We start from the raw sequence: 18,338 nt of genomic DNA, 5'->3' as shown, positions 1-18,338 counted from the left end.
TAGAATCGCCGCCAAGACTTCAAGGAGCCGCCCGATGCTGATGGTGATTTCCCCGGCCAAGACCCTCGACTACGAGACGCCGCCGGCGACCCCACGCTACACCCAACCCGAACACCTCGACCACGCCCAGGACCTGATCGCCCAGCTGCGCGACCTCAGCCCCGCGCAGATCGCCGAGCTGATGCACCTGTCGGACAAGCTCGCCGGGCTGAACGCCGCGCGCTTCGGCAGCTGGACCCCGTCCTTCACCCCCGAGAACGCCAAGCAGGCGCTGCTGGCCTTCAAGGGCGACGTCTACACCGGGCTCGATGCCGAATCCTTCAACGAGGAGGACTTCGACTTCGCCCAGCGGCATCTGCGCATGCTCTCCGGCCTGTACGGCGTACTGCGCCCGCTGGACCTGATGCAACCCTACCGCCTGGAGATGGGCACCAAGCTGGCCAATCCACGCGGCAAGGACCTCTACGCCTTCTGGGGCGAGCGCATCAGCGGCTGGCTCAACGAAGCCCTGGCCGCCCAGGGCGACCAGGTGCTGCTCAACCTGGCCTCCACCGAGTACTTCGGCGCGGTCAAGCGCAAGGTGCTCGACGCGCGGATCATCGACACCGAGTTCAAGGACCTGAAGAACGGCCAGTACAAGATCATCAGCTTCTACGCCAAGAAGGCCCGTGGGTTGATGGCCCGCTATGTGATCAAGGAGCGCCTGAGCGACCCGGAAGGCCTCAAGGACTTCAACTGCCAGGGCTACCGCTTCGCCGCGGAGCAGTCCAAGGCGGACAAGCTGGTGTTCCTGCGCGACCAGCCGCAGGACTGAGTCTCGGCGAGGTTTTTCCCGCCGCCAGGCATGCCCGCCGGCCCGGCCTTGTGTAGGATGGATCGGTGTCCGTCCATCAAGGCCGCCCCCATGCTAATCGGCGTGTTTCTGCTGTTGACCTGGCTGATCCTGCTGCTCCGCTACCCGAGCAAGGCCCTGCCGATCTCCATGGCCGCCCTGCTCGGCCTGGGCCTGGTCGCCAGCTGGGTGGTCTGGCAGGAAAGCCGCGAATCGCAGCGTCTGGGCCAACTGCAGCTGCGCCTGGAGTACGCCCCCGAGCGCTGCCCGGGCAATCGCCCGCTGGCCCTGGAGCTGACCAATGGCAGCGACGCCACCCTGCAGGAGCTGCACTGGCAGGTCGCCGCCTACCGCCCCGGGGAGACCGTCAACCTGGCCCGCCAGCTGTATGAGTCGCCACGCTACAGCGGTCCCGGCGACCTGCTTCCCGGCGCCACCTGGCAGGACTGCCTGCCCTTGCCGACCCTGCGCAGCGGTTACCGCGCCAGCACCCTGGAGTTCCGCGCCGAGCGTCTGCAGGGCCATTTCGTCGACTGAACGGGCCGCCGCAGCGAGCCGCGTCCGCCATTTATCCCCCCCTGAAAGGAAGCCCCCATGAGCCAGCCCGTCGTCCTGATCACCGGATGCTCCAGCGGCATCGGCCGCGCCCTGGCCGATGCCTTCCATGGCGCCGGCTATCGGGTCTGGGCCAGCGCACGCAAGGCCGCAGACCTCGCCACGCTGGAGGCCGCGGGTTTCACCGCGGTGCAGCTGGATGTCAACGATGGGGCGGCGCTCGAGCAACTGGCCGCGCGCCTGCAGCAGGAAGCCGGCGGCCTCGATGTGCTGATCAACAATGCCGGCTACGGCGCCATGGGCCCGTTGCTCGACGGCGGCGTCGAGGCCCTGCGCCGGCAGTTCGAGACCAACGTGTTCGCCCTGGTCGGGGTCACCCGCGCGCTGTTTCCGCTGCTGCGCCAGAGCAGCGGCCTGGTGATCAACATCGGCAGCGTCTCCGGCGTCCTGGCGACCCCCTTCGCTGGTGCCTACTGCGCCTCCAAGGCGGCCGTGCATGCCCTGTCCGACGCCCTGCGGCTGGAGCTGGCGCCCTTCTCCATCGAGCTGATGGAAGTGCAGCCCGGCGCCATCGCCTCCAGCTTCGGCGCCAACGCCAGCCGCGAGGCGGAACAGCTGATCGCCGAAGGCTCGCCCTGGTGGCCGGTCCGCGCGGGCATTCGCGCGCGGGCCAAGGCCTCCCAGAACAACCCGACCCCTGCCGGGCGGTTCGCCGGCGACCTGCTGGCCGCCGTGCAACGGCGCAGGCGCCCGGCGCTGCTGCGCCTGGGCAACGGCAGCCGCAGCATGCCGCTGTTGGCCGCGCTGCTGCCCAGAAGCCTGCTGGCCCTGCTGCTGAAAAGGCGCTTCGGTTTGAACCTTCAGCTCTGAGCCAGGCCGCCCCCAGAGCCTGGCCAGGTCGGAAAAACCGGGTGTATAACAATGGCGCTACTTCGCCGCTGGCGCCGCTCGCCGCGCCAGCGGCTTTCGACCTGCCACCGCACGGGAGCCCCCAAGATGACCCAGCCATTCGACGCCGCCGCCAGCCGCCAGGCCGAGCAACTGGCCCTGACCTTTCTCGACCGGGTATGGCAGCCGCCCCATGACCTGGACGCCATCGACGAGCTGATGACCGAGGACTACGTCATCACCTCCGGTGGCCAGACCATCCGCGGGCGCGATGCCTTCAAGGCCTGGGTCAAGGCCTTTCAGACCCTGCTGCTGGATGCGCGCACCGACAGCCAGGACGTGTTCGCCAGCCCCGGCGGTGACCGCGTGGTATCACGCTGGCTGTGCTCGGGGCGCAACAACGGCATGCTCGGCACGCCGGCCGACGGTCGCGATATCTGCTTCAGCGGTGTCGCCATCTGGACGGTGCGTGATGGCCGCCTGGCCGAATGCTGGGTCGAGCGCAGCGCCTGGGAGCTCTACCAGCAACTGACCAGCGCAGCCTGAATCTCGGCAAAGGCGCGCGAGCCCCGTGAAGCCGAACCTGGCGGTGCTGCTTCTGAGCCTGATCCTGTGCGGCTGCGCCGTCGCGCCGGCGCCAGCATCTGGCCCGGCGATGACCGACGAAGGGCGGCTGGTTCTGCTGCTGGATCACGGCGTCCATGCCGGCCTGCTGATCGCCCGCAACGATCTGCTGCAGGCGCTTCCGGCGCTGGGCGAAACGCTCGGCGGCGGCGAGTGGGTCGAACTCGGCTGGGGCGACGAAGACTTCTACCGGACCCCGCAGGCCGGCCTCGGCCTGGCCCTCAAGGCGCTGCTCGGGCCAACGCCGGCGGTACTGCATGTACGCGCCATCAGCGTCGATCCGCGGCGCCTGGGTGAGCGCGATCCCGTCGCCGTGCACCTGGACGCACCAGGCTACCGGCGGCTGCTCGCGTTCATCGGTGCAAGCTTCAGTCGTCCGGCGCCAGACCGGCTGGACGACCTCGGGCCGGGGCTGTACCGCGACAGCCGCTTCTATCGGGCCGAAGGCCGCTACTCGCTGCTGCGCACCTGCAACACCTGGCTGGCCGAGGCCCTTGGCGCCAGTGGTTGCCCGCTGCAGCCGGCCACAGTCGTGACCAGCGGCCAGCTGCTCAGCCGCCTGCGGGCCATGCCGGCAACGGGCCCGGCCTGCCGCCCCGCCCCCTGGCCTGGCAGGCCATAGCGCGGCGTTCTGGGGCTGTTCCAAACTGGCATAAGCCGGCCCTGCCCCCCGGCTATCGTCGGCACTAGAATTCGATAGGACTCGATCGCTCAGCGCGCCCTCGGGTGCAGTGATTCCCGGGTTGCCTGCATGGCGATGAGCCCACCCGGCTCAACCCTGCAAGAGGAAACCATCATGAGCCACTTGAACACCCTCGCCGTTGCCCTGAGCGTGCTGGGCGCCACCTGGCTGACGCCTGCGACCGCGGCCGAAGAAGGCGCCTTGATCGCCGCCAAAGCGTCCGAACTGCAATGGTCCGCGGCGCCTTCGGTGGGTCCGGGCGCGATGATGGCGGTCATCGAGGGCGACCCCAAGGCCGCCGGCCCCTTCACCTTCCGCCTGAAGCTGCCCGCCAACTCGAGCGTAGGCGTGCATACCCACCCCACCACCGAACGGGTCACCGTGCTCTCGGGCAGTTTCTACCTCGGCACCGGCGACAACCTCGACCCGGCCAAGGCCACGACCTACCAGGCCGGCGACAGCCTGGTCATTCCTGCGGGCATGGCCATGTCCGCCGGCACCCGCGCCGAGGAAGCCGTCCTGCAGCTGCATGGCACCGGCCCCTGGGGCATCAGCTATCACGATCCAGCGGATGACCCACGCAACCAGTAGCAGAGGCCAGCGCCCGCAGAGGCGGGCGCGACCCGCTCGGCGCGCGGAACCCGGCACCAGCAGGGTGGCTCTATACTCAAGCCAGGTCGTGCATGGGTTGGAGGCCAGCCATGCCAGAGCCAAGCGCCACCAACCAGGAGCACCAGCAACTCACCCGCGCGCTGCGCACCCTCAGCGGCTGTAATCGCGCCCTGCTGCGCGCCAAGAACGAAGCCTGCCTGCTGCAGGACATCTGCCGGATCATCGTCGAGAAATGCGGCTACAGCCTGGCCTGGGTCGGCCGCGCCGAGGCGGATGCGGCGAAATCGATCACCCCGGTGGCCTTCGCCGGGGTCGAAAAGGCCTATATCGACTCGCTGAACATTTCCTGGGGCGACAATGAACGGGGCCGGGCGCCCACCGCCACGGCGATCCGCACCGGTCGCCTGACCCTGTCGCGCAACCTGTTGACCGACCCGAACACCGTGCGTTGGCGCGAGGGCGCCATCCAGCACAGGATCGCCTCGGTGCTGTCGCTGCCGCTGCGGGTCGAGGGCGAGATCTTCGGTGCCCTCGGCATCGGCGCGCCGGAGCCGGATGCCTTCGGTGAGCAGGAACTGGACCTGCTCGGCGAGGCCGCCGAGGACCTGGCCTTCGGCCTCCAGACCCTGCGCCTCGAGGCCCGCCGGGCCCAGGCGGAGCAGGAGGTGCAGCGCCTCAACCGCGCCCTGGCGACGCGGGTGGCGGTCAATCATGCGGTCATTCATGCCAGCGACGAACCGGCGCTGTTGCGGGAAATCTGCCGGGTCCTGGTGGACGACTGCGGCTACCGCCTGGCCTGGGTCAGCTACCCGGGCGAAGACCCCACGCAACCGTCCCGGCATGTCGCCTATGCCGGCGTCGACAAGGGTTTTCTCGCCATCGGCCAGGCCTGGGCGGCAAGCGCCGATGGCCAGGCCTATATCCGCAAGCTGGACCAGGAGCTGGCGGACGGCCGGCCGTTGGTGATCCGCGACCGTCCCGAGGGTCCGCCCCTGCCGCTGCGCGAGGAAGCCAGCCGGCGCGGCTTCGCCGCCTCGATCGTGCTGCCGCTGCGCCTCGACGGCGCGCCGCTGGGCAGGCTGGTGATCATGGCCTCGGAGGCCGACGCCTTCGACGCCCGGGAAGTCGACCTGCTGTTCGCCACGGCCAACGACCTGGGCTTCGGCATCGCCACCCTGCGCACCCGCGCCAGGGCGCTGCAGGCCGAGGCCACCATCAGGCGCATGGCCTTTACCGACTGCCTCACCGGCCTGCCGAACCGCCTGCGCCTGGGCGAACTGCTGGAAGAGGCGATCGCCCGCGCCAGGCAGGAGCACCACCCGCTCGGCCTGCTGCGCCTGGAGGTCGGCAGCAACCAGGAGATCAACGACACCCTCGGCTATCGCGAAGGCGACCGCCTGCAGCAGGCCATCGCCGCCCGTCTGCAACAGGCCGTCGGCGCCTGCTGCCCGGTGGCGCGCATCGGCGAGAAGGAATATGCCGTGCTCATGCCCAGCGGCGGCGCCGAGCAGGCGGCCCAGCTGGCGCAACAGATCCTGGTGGCTCTGTACGAGCCGGTCGACCTCTCCGGGCTGTGCCTCGATGCCCGCGCCAGCATCGGCATCGCCCTCTACCCCGGGCACGGCACCGACGCCGACACCCTGCTGCGGCGGGCCGGCAGTGCCCTCGACCAGGCCAAGCGCTCGAGCAACGGCTACGCCCTGTTCCACGGCGGCCTGGACCGCGAATGCGCGCAGCACCTGACCCTGATGAGCGACCTGCGCCGGGCCATCGACGGCAACCAGTTGCTGCTGTACTACCAGCCCAAGCTGCAGATCGCCAGCCGCCTGGTCTGCGGTACCGAGGCCCTGGTGCGCTGGCAGCACCCGCAGCACGGGCTGCTGCCGCCCAACGACTTCATCAAGCTGGCGGAAAGCTCGGGGCTGATCACCCCGCTGACCTACTGGGTGCTGGACAGCGCGCTGGGCCAGGGCTACGCCTGGCGCGAGGAAGGCGACAGCCGGCCGATCTCGGTCAACCTGTCGGCCCGCGACCTGCGCGATCCCAAGCTGGTGGAACGGGTGCGCGGCGCCTTCGCCACCTGGGGGGCCGAGCCGGACTGGATCGAATTCGAGCTGACCGAGAGCGCGCTGATGGACGACCCGGTGACGGCGCTGGAAACCCTGGTGCAGCTGAGGAACCTGGAAAGCCGCCTGACCATCGACGACTTCGGCACCGGCTACTCCTCCCTGGCCTACCTGCAACGGCTGCCGGTGGACTCGCTGAAGATCGACCAGTCCTTCGTCACCGGCATGCTCAGCGACGACGACGATTCGGCGAAGATCGTCCGTTCCATCGTCGAGCTGGCGCACAACCTCGACCTGGAGGTGGTCGCCGAGGGCGTGGAAAACCACGAGACCCTGACCCGCCTGGGCAACTTCGGCTGCGACATCGCCCAGGGCTTCTCCATCAGCCAGCCGCTGCCCGCCGACAAGTTCCGCGCCTGGGAAGCCCGCTCCAGCTGGCACTGAGTGCGGGTGAACGGGCCGCGGGGTGCTGGGTGCGCACGGCGCACCCTACCCGCGTGCTTCGCCTAGCGGCTCTGCGCCAGGCCCTGCGCCAACGGTGCGGCCGGCCTGGGCTTCCTGAACACCAGCACGTTGCCGAGCATCACCAGCAGCAGGCCGACCAGCGCCGGCGCGCTCCACTGATAGCCCTCGGCGAATACCGAGATATTCAACGCCACCACCGGGAACAGCACGGTGCAATAGGCCGCGCGCTCCGGGCCGAGACGGCCGACCAGGGTCAGGTAGGCGGTGAAGCCGATCACCGAGCCGGGGATGGCCAGGTACAGCAGCGAGCCGACATAGCGTGTACTCCACTCGAAGCCGAACGGCGTGCCGCTGACCAGGCAGATCGCCACCAGCATCAGCGCGCCGTAGAGCATGCCCCAGGCATTGGTGGTCAGCGGCTTGAGGCCGGCCTTCTGCTGCTGGCTGGAGAGCAGGTTGCCGGCGGAGAAGCACAGGGTGCCGAGCAGCGCCAGGCCGATGCCCAGCAGCGATTCGCCGCTGGCCGGATGGTCGGCCAGCTCCGGCCAGAACAGCAGGGCCAGGCCGGCCAGGCCCAGGGCGCCGCCGGCCAGCACGTTGGCGGCGATCCGCTGCTTGAAGAACAACCGGGCATTCAGCGCATTCCACAGCGTCGCGGTGGAGAAGATCACCGCCACCAGGCCGCTGGGGATCCACTGGCTGGCGGTGTAGAAACACAGGAAGTTGATGCAGAACAGGCACAGCCCCTGCACCAGGCAGATCAGCTGGCCGCGGCGGTCGAGCTTCTGCAGCCGGCCGCTGAGCAGCAGCACGGCGAACAGCACCGCCGCGGCCAGGGCGAAGCGGTAGGCGATGGACGCGGCGATCGCCACCTCGCCCATCTGCAGCTTGATGGCGATCCAGGTGGTGCCCCAGATCAGGACGGTCAACAGATACAACGACAGGCTCATCGCACGACTCCCGGTGAATGGCCGTCAGTCTGCGCCGCCTTGGCTGGTCGGCGCTTGCACAAAGTTGCGGCTTTCTCGACCCCGGGGCGCCAGCGCCCATACTGAGGGGTATATGGCCAGTTCCAGCAACAGCGCAGCGGCGGTGTTCCGCACCCGGGGGGTCACCAAGGTCTATGGCGAGGGCCCCTCGGCCGTGCGCGCGCTGCGCGGGGTCGACCTGGAGCTGCCCGGCGGCGAGCTGGTGGTGCTGCTCGGCGCCTCCGGCAGCGGCAAGTCGACGCTGCTGAACATCCTCGGCGGCCTGGACCGGCCGAGCGCCGGCAGCGTGCACTTCTTCGAGCAGGAGCTGACGGCCATGAGCGATGGCCAGCTCACCCAGTACCGGCGGCGGCATGTCGGCTTCGTGTTCCAGTCCTACAACCTGATGCCCAGCCTCACCGCCGAGGAGAACGTCGAGCTGGTCACCGAGATCGCCGACGACCCGCTGGCGCCGGCCGAAGCCCTGGCCCTGGTCGGCCTGCAGCAGCGCCTGCAGCACTTCCCGGCGCAACTGTCCGGCGGCGAGCAGCAGCGCGTGGCCATCGCCCGGGCGATCGCCAAGCGCCCGACCGTGCTGTTCTGCGACGAACCCACCGGCGCCCTCGACAGCGAGACCGGACGCGCCGTGCTGCGGGTGCTGCAGGACATCAACCAGGAGCTCGGCACCAGCGTGCTGATCATCACCCACGCCGCCGCCACCGCGGCCATGGCCGACCGCGTCCTGCACTTCGCCGACGGGCGCATCCGCCAGGTCGAACTCAACGCCCACAAGCGCCCGGCCGAGGAGATCGTCTGGTGAAGGCCGGACGGCGTCAGCCATGAGCCCCCTCGACCGCAAGCTGCTGCGCGACCTGTACCGGGTGCGCGGCCAGGCCCTGGCCATCGCCGTGGTCATCGCCCTCGGCGTACTGTTGCTGGTGATGATGGACGGCCTGGTCAACTCCCTGGAGGACAGCCAGCGCGCCTACTACCAGCGCTATCGCCTGGCCGAGGTGTTCGCCCCGGTCAAGCGGGCGCCGCGCCAGGTGCTCGGGCAGGTCGCCGGGCTGCCGGGCGTCGCCGCCGTCGAGGGACGCATCAGCGGCGGCGCGCTGATCGACCTGCCGGGGGTGGCGGTGCCGATCCGCGCCCAGGCCGTGTCGCTGCCGGCCTTGCGCCCGCCACGACTGAACGCGGTGCACCTGGTGGAGGGGCGCCGGCTCGACCCCGCGCGCCGCGACGAGGTCCTGCTGCTGCACGGTTTCGCCGTGGCCCGGGGCCTGGCGCCCGGCGACCCGCTGCGGGTCAATCTCAACGGCGCGCGGCGCACCCTGCGCATCGTCGGCCTGGCCCAGGCCCCCGAGTTTCTCTACGCCGTGGCGCCGGGCGAGCTGGCCCCGGACGACGCGCGCTTCGCCGTGCTGTGGATGAACGAGGAGGCCCTGGCCGCGGCCTTCGACCTGGACGGCGCGTTCAACCAGGCTCTGCTGGCGCTGAGCCGCGACGCCCGCCTGGCCGAAGTGCTCGAGGGCCTGGAGCGCCTGCTCGCGCCCTATGGCAGCAGCGGCGCCTTCGGCCTGGCCGACCAGCTGTCCAACCGTTTCATCAGCGAGGAGATCGAGGGCCTCAAGGCTTCCCGGCGGGTGGTGCCGCCGATCTTCCTCGGCGTCGCCGCCTTTCTCCTGTACATCGTCATCGCGCGGATGATCCAGGCCGAGCGCGAGCAGATCGGCCTGCTCAAGGCCTTCGGCTACAGCAGTCGGGCGGTAGGCCTGCACTACGCCAAGTTCGTCCTGGCCATCGCCGTGGCCGGCGCCCTGCTCGGCTGCCTGCTCGGGGTGCTGGCCGGGCGCAGCCTGGTGGACGTCTACCTGGCCTACTACAAGTTTCCCTTCCTGCTGTTCCGGGTCGATCCCGGGGTGTTCCTCGCCGGGGTGGCGATCAGCGTGCTGGTGGCCTCGGCCGGCGGCCTGCTGGTGCTCCGCCAGGTCTTTGCGCTGACCCCGGCCACCGCCATGCGGCCGCCGGCGCCGGCCGATTACAGCCGCTCCGCGCGCCTGGACAAGGCCCTGCTGCGCCTGCTCGACCAGCCCAGTCGCATGGTCCTGCGCCGCCTGCTGCGCCAGCCGGCGCGCACCCTCACCGCCGCCTGCGGGATCGGCGCCGGCATGGCCCTGTCGGTGGCGATGCTCAGCCTGATGAGCGCCTTCGAGCGCAGCCTGGAGCTGAGCTTCAGCGTCATCGACCGCAGCGACGCCACGGTCAGCTTCATCGAGCCGCTGTCCGACAAGACCCTCCTGGAGCTGGGGCGCATGGCCGGGGTGATCGAAGTCGAGCCCTTGCGCAGCGTGCCGGTGCTGCTGCGCCACGGCCGCCACAGCTACCGCGGGGCGATCAGCGGCCTGGTCGCCGAGCCGCGCCTGAACCGCGCGGTCGACGCCGACATGCAGGGCATCTTCATCCGCGCCGACGGCCTGATCCTCGCCGAATCCCTGGCGCAGATCCTCCACATCCGCCCCGGCCAGCACCTGACCGTCGAGGTGCGCGAGGGCCGCCGGCCACGGCTGCAACTGCCGGTGGCGGGGATCGCCCAGACCCTGCTCGGCGCCCCGGCCTACCTCGAGCTGGGCGCGCTGAACCGGGCGCTGGGCGAGCCCGGGCGGGTGTCCGGTGCCTACCTGCGGGTCGACAGCCTGCAGGGCGAGGCGCTCTACCGCGCTCTCAAGGACATGCCGGCGGTGGCCGGCGTCAGCCTGCGCAGCGACGCCCGGGCCGCCTTCAAGCGGCTGCTGGACAGCGGCGCCGGGGCGATCCGCTACGTGATGGCGGCCATCGCCGCGGTCATCACCTTCGGCATCGTCTACAACAGCGCGCGCATCGCCTTCGCCGAACGCGCCCGTGACCTCGCCAGCCTGCGGGTGCTGGGCTTCACCCGCGGCGAGACGGCCTTCGTCCTGCTCGGCGAACTGGCGCTGATCACCCTGCTGGCCCTGCCGCTCGGCGCGCTCCTCGGCTACTACTTAACCCAGGCGATATCGGCCGGTTTCAGCACCGACCTGTACCGCATCCCGCTGCTGCTGGTGCCGCAGAGCTATGGCAGCGCGGCCCTGGCGGTGCTGGCGGCGGCGGTGGTGTCCGGCTGGCTGGTCAAGCGCGACATCGACCGCCTCGAGCTGGTCGCGGCGCTGAAGACACAGGAGTGACCCGAACGGTGGCGCACAACGGTTCACGCATCTGGATCAGCCTCGGTCTCGGCGCCCTGCTCGCCGCTGCCCTGGCCTATGCCTTCTGGCCGCTCGCGCTGCCGGTCGACCTGGGCACGGCGCAGCGCGCGCCCATGCAGCTGAGCATCGATGAAGAAGGCCGCACCCGCGTGCGCGAGCGCTATGTGCTGTCGGCGCCGTTCGCCGGGCGCCTGCTGCGGGTCGAGGTGGAGCCCGGCGACCGGGTCGAGGGCGGCCGGAGCGTGGTCGCCCGCATGCTGCCGAGCCATCCGCCGCCGCTGGACCGCCGCGACCGCGAGCAGGCCCGCGCCCAGCTCGATGCCAGCACCGCGGCCCAGCGCGCAGCCGCGGCCGAACTGGCCGGCGCCGACGCCGAGCGGCGCCTGGCCGACCGCGAACTGCAGCGCGCCCGCCGCCTGCACGCCCGCGATGCCCTCGCCCAGGCCGAACTGGAGCGCTCCCAGCGCAGCGCCCGCACGGCTGCCGCGACAAGACAGCGTGCCGAAGCCGCCGTCGCCCGGGCCGAGGCCGAGCAGGCCAGTGCCCGGGCGCGCCTGGGCCAGGTCGCCCCGGACGCCGAGGAGGCTGGCGCGACGGCGGCCAACGGGGACGCGGTGCCCTTGCTCGCGCCGGTTTCCGGACAGATCCTGCGCCTGCTCCAGGAGAGCGCCACCAGCCTGGCCGACGGCGCGCCCATCCTCGAGATCGGCGACGTGGACAATGACCTGGAGGTGCTCGTCGAACTGCTGTCCAGCGATGCGGTGCGGGTCGCCCCGGGCAACCCGGTGATCATCGACAACTGGGGTGGCCCCGACCCGCTGCACGGCGAAGTCGAGCGGGTCGAACCGGCGGGCTTCACCAAGTTCTCCGCCCTCGGCGTCGAGGAACAGCGGGTCAACACCCTGATCCGCCTGAGCGACCCGCCCGCGCGCCGCGCCGGCCTCGGCCACGGCTACCGGGTGCTGGCACGGATCGTCGTCTGGCAGTCCGCCGAGACCCTCAGCGTGCCGTCCAGCGCCCTGTTCCGCGAGGACGGCGACTGGGCCCTGTTCGTCGTCGAAAACGGCCGGGCACGCCTGGTCCAGGTCGAGGTCGGTGCCAACAACGGCCGCCAGGCGCAGCTACTCGGCGGCCTGGACGCCGGCGCGCAGGTGATCCTCTACCCCGGCGCCGAGCTGAGCGATGGCGTGCGGGTGCAGCCGCGCCAACTCGCGCCAGCACGCTGAAGGCGGGCACCGCGCGCCGGCCGTTCGCCAGCGGCGTGCTAAGGTGCCAGTCGATAACCGCTTCGCACCACCCAGAGTATGCACCGCCATGCCGAAGATCGAGTCCCTGCTGCTCACCGCGGCGCGCATCTGCACCTACGACGGCCAGCGCCAGCTGACCAACGCCAGCGGCTTCTTCTTCGCCCGCGGCGAACGCCTGTTCGTGGTGACCAGCCGCCACGTGATGATCGACGAGCCGAGCAAGCATTTTCCCGATCGCATCGTCATCGAGGTGCACACCGCCGAGGCCAACATGGCCAGCTCCACCGGCTTCTCCATTCCGCTGTACCGCGACGGCAAGAGCCTCTGGCGCCAGGGCCTGGACAGCGCCGGCGAGATCGACGTGGCGGCCATCGAGCTGGACCGCGCCGCCCTGCCCGAGGACATGGTCTACAGCGCCTTCACCCCCGAGCACCTGCCGGGGCCGGAGGAGCCGGTCGAGGTCGGCTCGTCGCTGCTGGTGGTGGGCTTCCCCCTCGGCTTCCACGACACCCTGCACCACATGCCAGTGGTGCGCCACGCGGTGCTCGCCTCCTCCTTCGGCCTGCGTTTCCAGGGCCAGGGCTACTTCCTCACCGACGGCCGCACCCACCGCGGCACCAGCGGCGCCCCGGTGGTGCTGCGCCTGCCCGACCGCCAGGGCAAAGCGGACGAGCTGCCCTGGCGCCTGCTGGGTGTGCACTCGGCGCGCCTCGACCTGGGCACCCGCGACCTGGAGCTGGACGAGGCGCTCGGCCTGAACTGCACCTGGTACGCGGATATCCTGCTGACGCTGACGAAGTGACGACGGGCCTCGCGCGCTCCGTCTGGGTGCCGGCTGCCGTTTTCCCCGACGTAGTTCCAGGCTATTACCCGCCTGCGCACTCGAAGGCGGAAACTCGTCGGGTCATCAACCTGTCAGGAGGACAGCATGGCTGCGAAGAATATTTTGATGCTGGTCGGCGACTACGTCGAAGATTACGAAGTGATGGTGCCGTTCCAGGCCCTGCAGATGGTCGGTCACGTCGTGCATGCGGTCTGTCCGGACAAAGTCGCCGGGCAGAGCGTGCGCACCGCCATCCATGACTTCGAGGGCGATCAGACCTACAGCGAAAAGCCCGGGCACAACTTCGTCCTGAACTACGACTTCGCCAAGGTCGAGGCCGAGCATTACCAGGGGCTGTTGATTCCCGGCGGGCGTGCCCCGGAATACCTGCGCCTGAACGAGCAGGTGCTGGAGCTGGTCCGGGCCTTCGCCAGGGCCGACAAGCCGATTGCCGCGGTCTGTCACGGTGCCCAGCTGCTGACGGCGGCGGGCGTGCTCCAAGGCCGTGCCTGCAGCGCATACCCGGCCTGTGCCCCGGAAGTGCGGCAGGCCGGTGGCGAGTATATGGACATCGCCGTGGATCAAGCGCATATCCAGGGCAACCTGGTCACCGCACCGGCCTGGCCGGCGCACCCGGCCTGGCTGGCCGGCTTCCTCACGCTGCTGGGCACCAGGATCAGCCTGTAAGGGTAACGTTCAACTGTGGCAGCGGCCGCAGGACGGCCCGGTAAGCGACAATCGGGTCCCCTGCCAGCGACTGCGGTCGCCGCCACGGCATCCCGCTCGAGAGACCTTGGAATATGTGCGAGCTCTACGTCAAAGCCGACCCGATTCTCTACGAGTCGCGCTCCCGATCGCTGCGGATTCGCGGCGTGGTCACCACCCTGCGCCTGGAGAACCAGTTCTGGGACATCCTGCGCGAGATCGCCGAAGTCGATGGCATGACCACCAATCAGTTGATCACCAAGCTGTACGAGGAGGTCATCGACTACCGTGGCGAGGTGGTCAACTTCGCCTCCTTCCTGCGGGTCAGCTGCACACGCTTTCTCAGCCAGCGGCGCGGCACGGTCAGCGAGTTGAGTCTGGTGCCGGGGCGCACCCGGCCCTGAGCGCCAACCGCTCGACTATATTCAGCGGGCCCGCCGGGCATCGAACAGGTCGCCACAGCGTCGGTACCGGCTGCACACTGAGCGCCGGGCAACACCTCGAACTCGATCCAAGGAGGCTCCATGACCACCCCACCGCAAGCGCTGCGGATCGACATCGTCTCCGATGTGGTCTGCCCCTGGTGCATCATCGGCTACCGACAGCTGGCCACCGCGCTGCAGGCGACCGGCACGCCGCACGAGGTCCATTGGCACCCGTTCGAGCTGAACCCCGACATGCCGCCCGAGGGGCAGAACCTGCGCGACCATGTGGCCGAGAAATACGGCACCACCCGGGAGCAATCGGAGGACAGCCGGGCTAGGTTGACCGCGATCGGCGCAGAGCTCGGCTTCGCGTTCCGCTTTGCCGACGACATGCGCATGCACAACACCTTCAACGTGCATCAACTGCTGCACTGGGCCGATCAGCAGGGGCGCATGCACGACCTGGAACAGGCGCTGTTTACCGCCCACTTCACCCACCGCCGCGACCTGTCCGACCTCGGCGTGCTGGCGGACGTAGCCGCCGAAGTCGGCTTGGCGCGAGCCGAAGCCCTGGCGGTGCTTCAGGATCAGCGCTTTGCCTCAGCGGTGCGTGCGGCCGAGAGCGCATGGCTGAACCAAGGCATTCGCGGTGTGCCGGCGGTGATCTTCAACCGTCGCCACCTCGTCAGCGGTGCGCAAGGGGTGGAGAACTACACGCGCATCCTGGAACAGCTGGCCGCCGGGGATAATTGAGCGAGGTCGTCCACCCGGTACAGCGCGCGAGTTCGCCCAGGCTGGCACGCTGGCGCAACGTCTATCGACGCCCGAGCTGGAAAGATTCGACCGTTTGATTGCAGAGGAGACGCGGCATGGAGCGATTCACCGGCGGTTGCCTGTGCGGCAACGTGCGCATCGAGGCCTCGGGACGCCCCTACCGGGTCGGCCTTTGCCACTGTCTCGACTGCCGCAAGCACCATGGCGCGCTGTTCCACGCATCCGCGATCTTCCCCCAGGATGCGGTAACGATCGAGGGAGAAACCCGCGACTACGCCGGGCGGTATTTCTGCCCCCGCTGCGGCTCATCGGTTTTCGCCCGCAGCGCAGACGAGATCGAAGTGAACCTGGGCGCCCTGGATGCCCCCGACCAACTGACGCCCACCTACGAGAGCTGGACCGTCCGCCGCGAGTCCTGGCTGCCGGCGTTTCCCCTTAGCCGGCGATACGCCCACGACCGCGAGGCCACGGGGCGCTTCGAGGAGTAGCCGGCCCAAGGCGGACGCTCAGCGCAGGAAAAATAGATCTGCCCCCTTTGGCCGACCGAATACACTATGCGCCCGATTATCCTGGGCCATGCATATGGCTGCACCGAACAAGGAACTCGCCTCAATGGCCTCCCCAGACAAACAGAAGAAACGCGCCCAGCGGGCCAAAGCCAAGGCCAAGCAGAACCGTTCGGGCAAGTCCAAAGCCCATGCGGTTCATCCGCTGCTGGCCAATCCGCTGATCGACGAGCCCTTCGATGATGTCGAAATCGACCTGAGCACCTTCGACTTCAAGGACATCGAAGAGAACGGCTTCGACCCGGCGCACTTCGACGACCTGTTCCAGGCGATGAAAGTCGCCGAAAACACCAGCCTGCTGGCGATGTGCCTGGTGTTCCTGCAGTACCCGGTGCTGGAGCTGGTGGTCGCCGAGGAAGAGGAAGACCCGGCGATCGACTTCATGATGGGCCTGCTGATCACCTACCGGGGGATCTTCCACGATGAAGACGAAGACACGGCAGTGGACTGGATCAGCGGCGAGGCTTTCCAGAATGCCTACAGCGAAGCATCGATAATCCTGCAGAAGAAATACGCTCGCGGCGCCCCAGGGGCCCAAGCTTAAAAGCGGACAGGGTTGTTCACGTCATCAGGGGCAGACCACGATTCAGGAAATGGCGATCTGCCCCCAGTTGTTATTGGCCACGGGCCTTAACAGTCTCAGCGGATGGCTAGGGCAGCTGTCGCAGAGCGGCCGCTTTCGGCCAAAAGCTGACGTTCAAATACGTCTACCAAAACGGGGACAACTCAGAACATCGACGCGAAGGAGTGACGAAAAGGGTAGGCTCTTCCATTGTCTTTCCTTCAGCGTCCGTTTGCGTCCTCCAATCATGGCGGGGCGCAAGCGAGGTATTGCTCTTGAGGGCAGCTTGCAGAAACCTACTTTAACCAGTCCAGAATTGTCTTGGTTGTCTCTTTGGGCTTTTCCTCCTGAATCCAGTGGCCTGTGTCCAGGCTGACAATTTCGACGTTTGGCACAAAGTCACTCAGATTTGGGGACTTGGGTATCAGGTCGCGCTCTCCATAGATCATTAGGGCGGGATGGGGAACAATCGGATCCACGCCCGCCAAGAGATGCCAGTTGCGATCGAGATTTCTATACCAGTTGATACTGCCCGTGAAGCCAGAGACCTCAAACGCGGCGTCGAGGACAGACAGCTCGGCATCTGTCATGAGCGCCTCTCCAGTAGCAACCTCAGCCTTCGCCAGATTGATCATTGCCATTCCTGGTTCGGGTGTATGTGGTTGTTGGTTCTTGCGATACAGATTTCGAAGGAACCGTAGCCTGTTTTGATCCAGGATCGCATCCGCCACACCGGGGTGCTTATTGAAATGCACCATGTAATTGTCTGGCCCCATGAAGCCTTCGATCAACTCCACCCACGGGATATCACCCCGTTCCTGATAGGGAAGTGCGAGCGCGATGAGCTTACTCACGCGGTTTGGATGCAGTAGAGCCATGCCCCAGACAACATTTGCGCCCCAGTCATGACCAATAAAGACGGCGTCGTCGTATCCGAAGTGATCGAGCAAGGCGACAAGGTCACCGGTCAGGTGTGCGAGGTCATATGCTGTCACGTCATTCGGTCGCGCAGAATTTCCATACCCACGCTGGTTTGGCACGATGACGTGATAGCCAGCAGCCGCAAGTGCGGGGATTTGATATCGCCAGGAAAAAGCATGCTGTGGCCAGCCGTGACACAGCACGATCGGGTTTCTAGAGTTTTCACTTCCGGCTTCAAAGACTTCCAATTCCACACCGTTAACTGAGATCAAAGTGGGTTTGGGAAAGTCATCGGGGTTAAACATTTATCTTCCTTTTGTGTTTGGATGGGTGATCAGGCAGCGGCGCTACACTTGATGACCGGTAGGTCAGGGGGCAGCGCCGGACGTCAACTGGCGTCGACACTCGTAATCTACGAGGTAAAGGTGTCAAAATATGACACCTTTGATTATTGATCCAAAGAAGATGAATGTTCGCCTTCGACAAGAAGCCATCATACGCAGCCTGCGCCGCAATGGATCAGCGACCATTGCCGAGCTCGCAGGGCAGGTGGGGGCATCCCGTAGCACACTGCTACGTGACATTAGCCCGTTGCGAGAACAGGGTTTTGTCATTTGTTCTGAACCTGGTCGCGGCGGGGGGCTGCAACTTGACCCTCGTTCGGTTCAGACCGCGCCACGTCTTTCAGTGACCGAGGTTTTTGCCCTTTTGATCAGCGTGGCATCGATGCGTGCAGCGGGAAACCTACCATTTTCAAACTTTGCGGACACCGGGCTTGCAAAGATTGAAAAGGCATTGCCGCCAGATAAAATTCGGGATTTACGGCATTTTCTGGACAGCCTGTATATCGGAGAACTTGCCCCGCAGGTGGACAGGTCCAATATAGGAACAATGGACCCTGCTTTGCTTCCGGAATTCGAGGTGGCCTTTCTTCAGCGCCAGCATCTACGGTTCAATTATCGCGATGCGAAAGGTGAAAGCAGCATACGTGTGGTTGAGCCGCAGGCAATGCTGATTCTGCCGCCACTTTGGTATCTGGTGGCCTGGGATCCTGCACGTGAAGACTTTCGGCATTTCCGCATGGACCGGATCAGAGAACCGCACTGTATCGAAGGAACGACGTTCCGAAAGCGGCACGTCGTTTTCGATGATGGCGTTCGACCTCTAGATAATTTACAGCGCTAGAAATTCTAAATATGAGGCAGTACTAATCCTTACATCAGCACTCGCTATTAAGATTGCTCAGGCTTTCTAATGAATCGCCCCTACTTTTCTCGACACCTCCAAGTCACAGCTGTGGGCAGCTTATCTAAATCTGGATCGTCTGCTTTTGGCCGAAAGCGGGCATCTGCCCAAGGCCGGCGTCGACCCGAAGTAGACAATGCAGCCATGCATCTAA

At 67.3% G+C, this 18,338-nt stretch carries 19 protein-coding genes; 17 read left to right on the top strand and 2 right to left on the bottom strand.

Annotated features, from left to right (window positions below; all coding sequences use genetic code 11):
• Window positions 1-34: 34 nt before the first annotated feature.
• The 7 genes from yaaA (at window position 35) to LPB260_RS25045 (ending at window position 6,703) form a co-directional block, all read left to right on the top strand.
• Entirely contained in the window at window positions 35-814 is a 780-nt protein-coding gene (gene yaaA, locus LPB260_RS25075) for a peroxide stress protein YaaA (RefSeq protein WP_208708597.1), read from the top strand.
• Between the two features lie 90 nt (window positions 815-904).
• Window positions 905-1,369 carry a multidrug transporter gene (locus tag LPB260_RS25070; RefSeq protein WP_208708596.1) on the top strand — a complete coding sequence of 155 codons (465 nt, stop codon included), beginning with the start codon at window positions 905-907 and terminating at the stop codon, window positions 1,367-1,369.
• A gap of 57 nt (window positions 1,370-1,426) precedes the next feature.
• Window positions 1,427-2,257: an SDR family oxidoreductase gene (locus tag LPB260_RS25065; RefSeq protein ID WP_208708595.1), complete on the top strand. Its 831-nt coding sequence runs from the start codon at window positions 1,427-1,429 to the stop codon at window positions 2,255-2,257.
• Between the two features lie 126 nt (window positions 2,258-2,383).
• Window positions 2,384-2,821: an ester cyclase gene (locus LPB260_RS25060; protein WP_208708594.1), complete on the top strand. Its 438-nt coding sequence runs from the start codon at window positions 2,384-2,386 to the stop codon at window positions 2,819-2,821.
• A 25-nt stretch (window positions 2,822-2,846) separates the two neighbouring features.
• On the top strand, window positions 2,847-3,521 hold the full coding sequence (locus LPB260_RS25055; RefSeq protein ID WP_208708593.1) for a DUF2459 domain-containing protein: 675 nt from the start codon (window positions 2,847-2,849) through the stop codon (window positions 3,519-3,521).
• A 174-nt stretch (window positions 3,522-3,695) separates the two neighbouring features.
• Entirely contained in the window at window positions 3,696-4,172 is a 477-nt protein-coding gene (locus LPB260_RS25050; protein ID WP_208708592.1) for a cupin domain-containing protein, read from the top strand.
• A 110-nt stretch (window positions 4,173-4,282) separates the two neighbouring features.
• Complete coding sequence (locus LPB260_RS25045; protein ID WP_208708591.1) at window positions 4,283-6,703, top strand: EAL domain-containing protein; 2,421 nt, start codon at window positions 4,283-4,285, stop codon at window positions 6,701-6,703.
• 62 nt (window positions 6,704-6,765) lie between these two features.
• Here LPB260_RS25045 and LPB260_RS25040 read toward each other — a convergent pair whose 3' ends face one another.
• Window positions 6,766-7,674, bottom strand: a complete 909-nt coding sequence (locus tag LPB260_RS25040) for a DMT family transporter (RefSeq protein ID WP_208708590.1) — start codon at window positions 7,672-7,674, stop codon at window positions 6,766-6,768.
• A gap of 112 nt (window positions 7,675-7,786) precedes the next feature.
• Here LPB260_RS25040 and LPB260_RS25035 point away from each other — a divergent pair, with 112 nt between their 5' ends.
• The 9 genes from LPB260_RS25035 (at window position 7,787) to LPB260_RS24995 (ending at window position 16,000) form a co-directional block, all read left to right on the top strand.
• Window positions 7,787-8,512 (top strand): ABC transporter ATP-binding protein, encoded by a 726-nt coding sequence (locus tag LPB260_RS25035; RefSeq protein ID WP_208708589.1) that lies wholly within the window; start codon window positions 7,787-7,789, stop codon window positions 8,510-8,512.
• Between the two features lie 19 nt (window positions 8,513-8,531).
• Window positions 8,532-10,895: an ABC transporter permease gene (locus LPB260_RS25030; RefSeq protein WP_208708588.1), complete on the top strand. Its 2,364-nt coding sequence runs from the start codon at window positions 8,532-8,534 to the stop codon at window positions 10,893-10,895.
• Window positions 10,892-12,142, top strand: coding sequence for an efflux RND transporter periplasmic adaptor subunit (locus tag LPB260_RS25025; RefSeq protein ID WP_218281513.1), 1,251 nt, complete (start codon window positions 10,892-10,894; stop codon window positions 12,140-12,142). Before LPB260_RS25030 ends, LPB260_RS25025 begins: the two co-directional genes overlap by 4 nt.
• Window positions 12,143-12,230: 88 nt before the next feature.
• A complete protein-coding gene (locus tag LPB260_RS25020; protein WP_208708587.1) occupies window positions 12,231-12,965 on the top strand; it encodes a serine protease in 735 nt (244 codons plus the stop codon).
• A gap of 126 nt (window positions 12,966-13,091) precedes the next feature.
• Complete coding sequence (locus LPB260_RS25015) at window positions 13,092-13,673, top strand: DJ-1/PfpI family protein (RefSeq protein ID WP_208708586.1); 582 nt, start codon at window positions 13,092-13,094, stop codon at window positions 13,671-13,673.
• Between the two features lie 113 nt (window positions 13,674-13,786).
• A complete protein-coding gene (locus LPB260_RS25010; protein ID WP_208708585.1) occupies window positions 13,787-14,095 on the top strand; it encodes a ribbon-helix-helix domain-containing protein in 309 nt (102 codons plus the stop codon).
• A 120-nt stretch (window positions 14,096-14,215) separates the two neighbouring features.
• Complete coding sequence (locus tag LPB260_RS25005; RefSeq protein WP_208708584.1) at window positions 14,216-14,869, top strand: DsbA family protein; 654 nt, start codon at window positions 14,216-14,218, stop codon at window positions 14,867-14,869.
• Between the two features lie 116 nt (window positions 14,870-14,985).
• Window positions 14,986-15,378 (top strand): GFA family protein, encoded by a 393-nt coding sequence (locus LPB260_RS25000; RefSeq protein ID WP_208708583.1) that lies wholly within the window; start codon window positions 14,986-14,988, stop codon window positions 15,376-15,378.
• Between the two features lie 124 nt (window positions 15,379-15,502).
• Window positions 15,503-16,000 (top strand): hypothetical protein, encoded by a 498-nt coding sequence (locus LPB260_RS24995; protein ID WP_208708582.1) that lies wholly within the window; start codon window positions 15,503-15,505, stop codon window positions 15,998-16,000.
• Window positions 16,001-16,314: 314 nt separating this feature from the next.
• Here the strand turns inward: LPB260_RS24995 and LPB260_RS24990 are convergent, their stop codons facing one another.
• Window positions 16,315-17,244 (bottom strand): alpha/beta fold hydrolase, encoded by a 930-nt coding sequence (locus LPB260_RS24990; RefSeq protein ID WP_208708581.1) that lies wholly within the window; start codon window positions 17,242-17,244, stop codon window positions 16,315-16,317.
• Between the two features lie 130 nt (window positions 17,245-17,374).
• Between LPB260_RS24990 and LPB260_RS24985 the strand changes: the two genes are divergently transcribed.
• Window positions 17,375-18,124 carry a YafY family protein gene (locus tag LPB260_RS24985; RefSeq protein WP_218281512.1) on the top strand — a complete coding sequence of 250 codons (750 nt, stop codon included), beginning with the start codon at window positions 17,375-17,377 and terminating at the stop codon, window positions 18,122-18,124.
• Window positions 18,125-18,338: the final 214 nt, after the last annotated feature.

The organism is Pseudomonas sp. LPB0260, assembly GCF_013388395.1.
The sequence above is the reverse complement of the archived record's forward strand: the minus strand, read 5'-3'. Positions and strand labels throughout refer to the sequence as shown.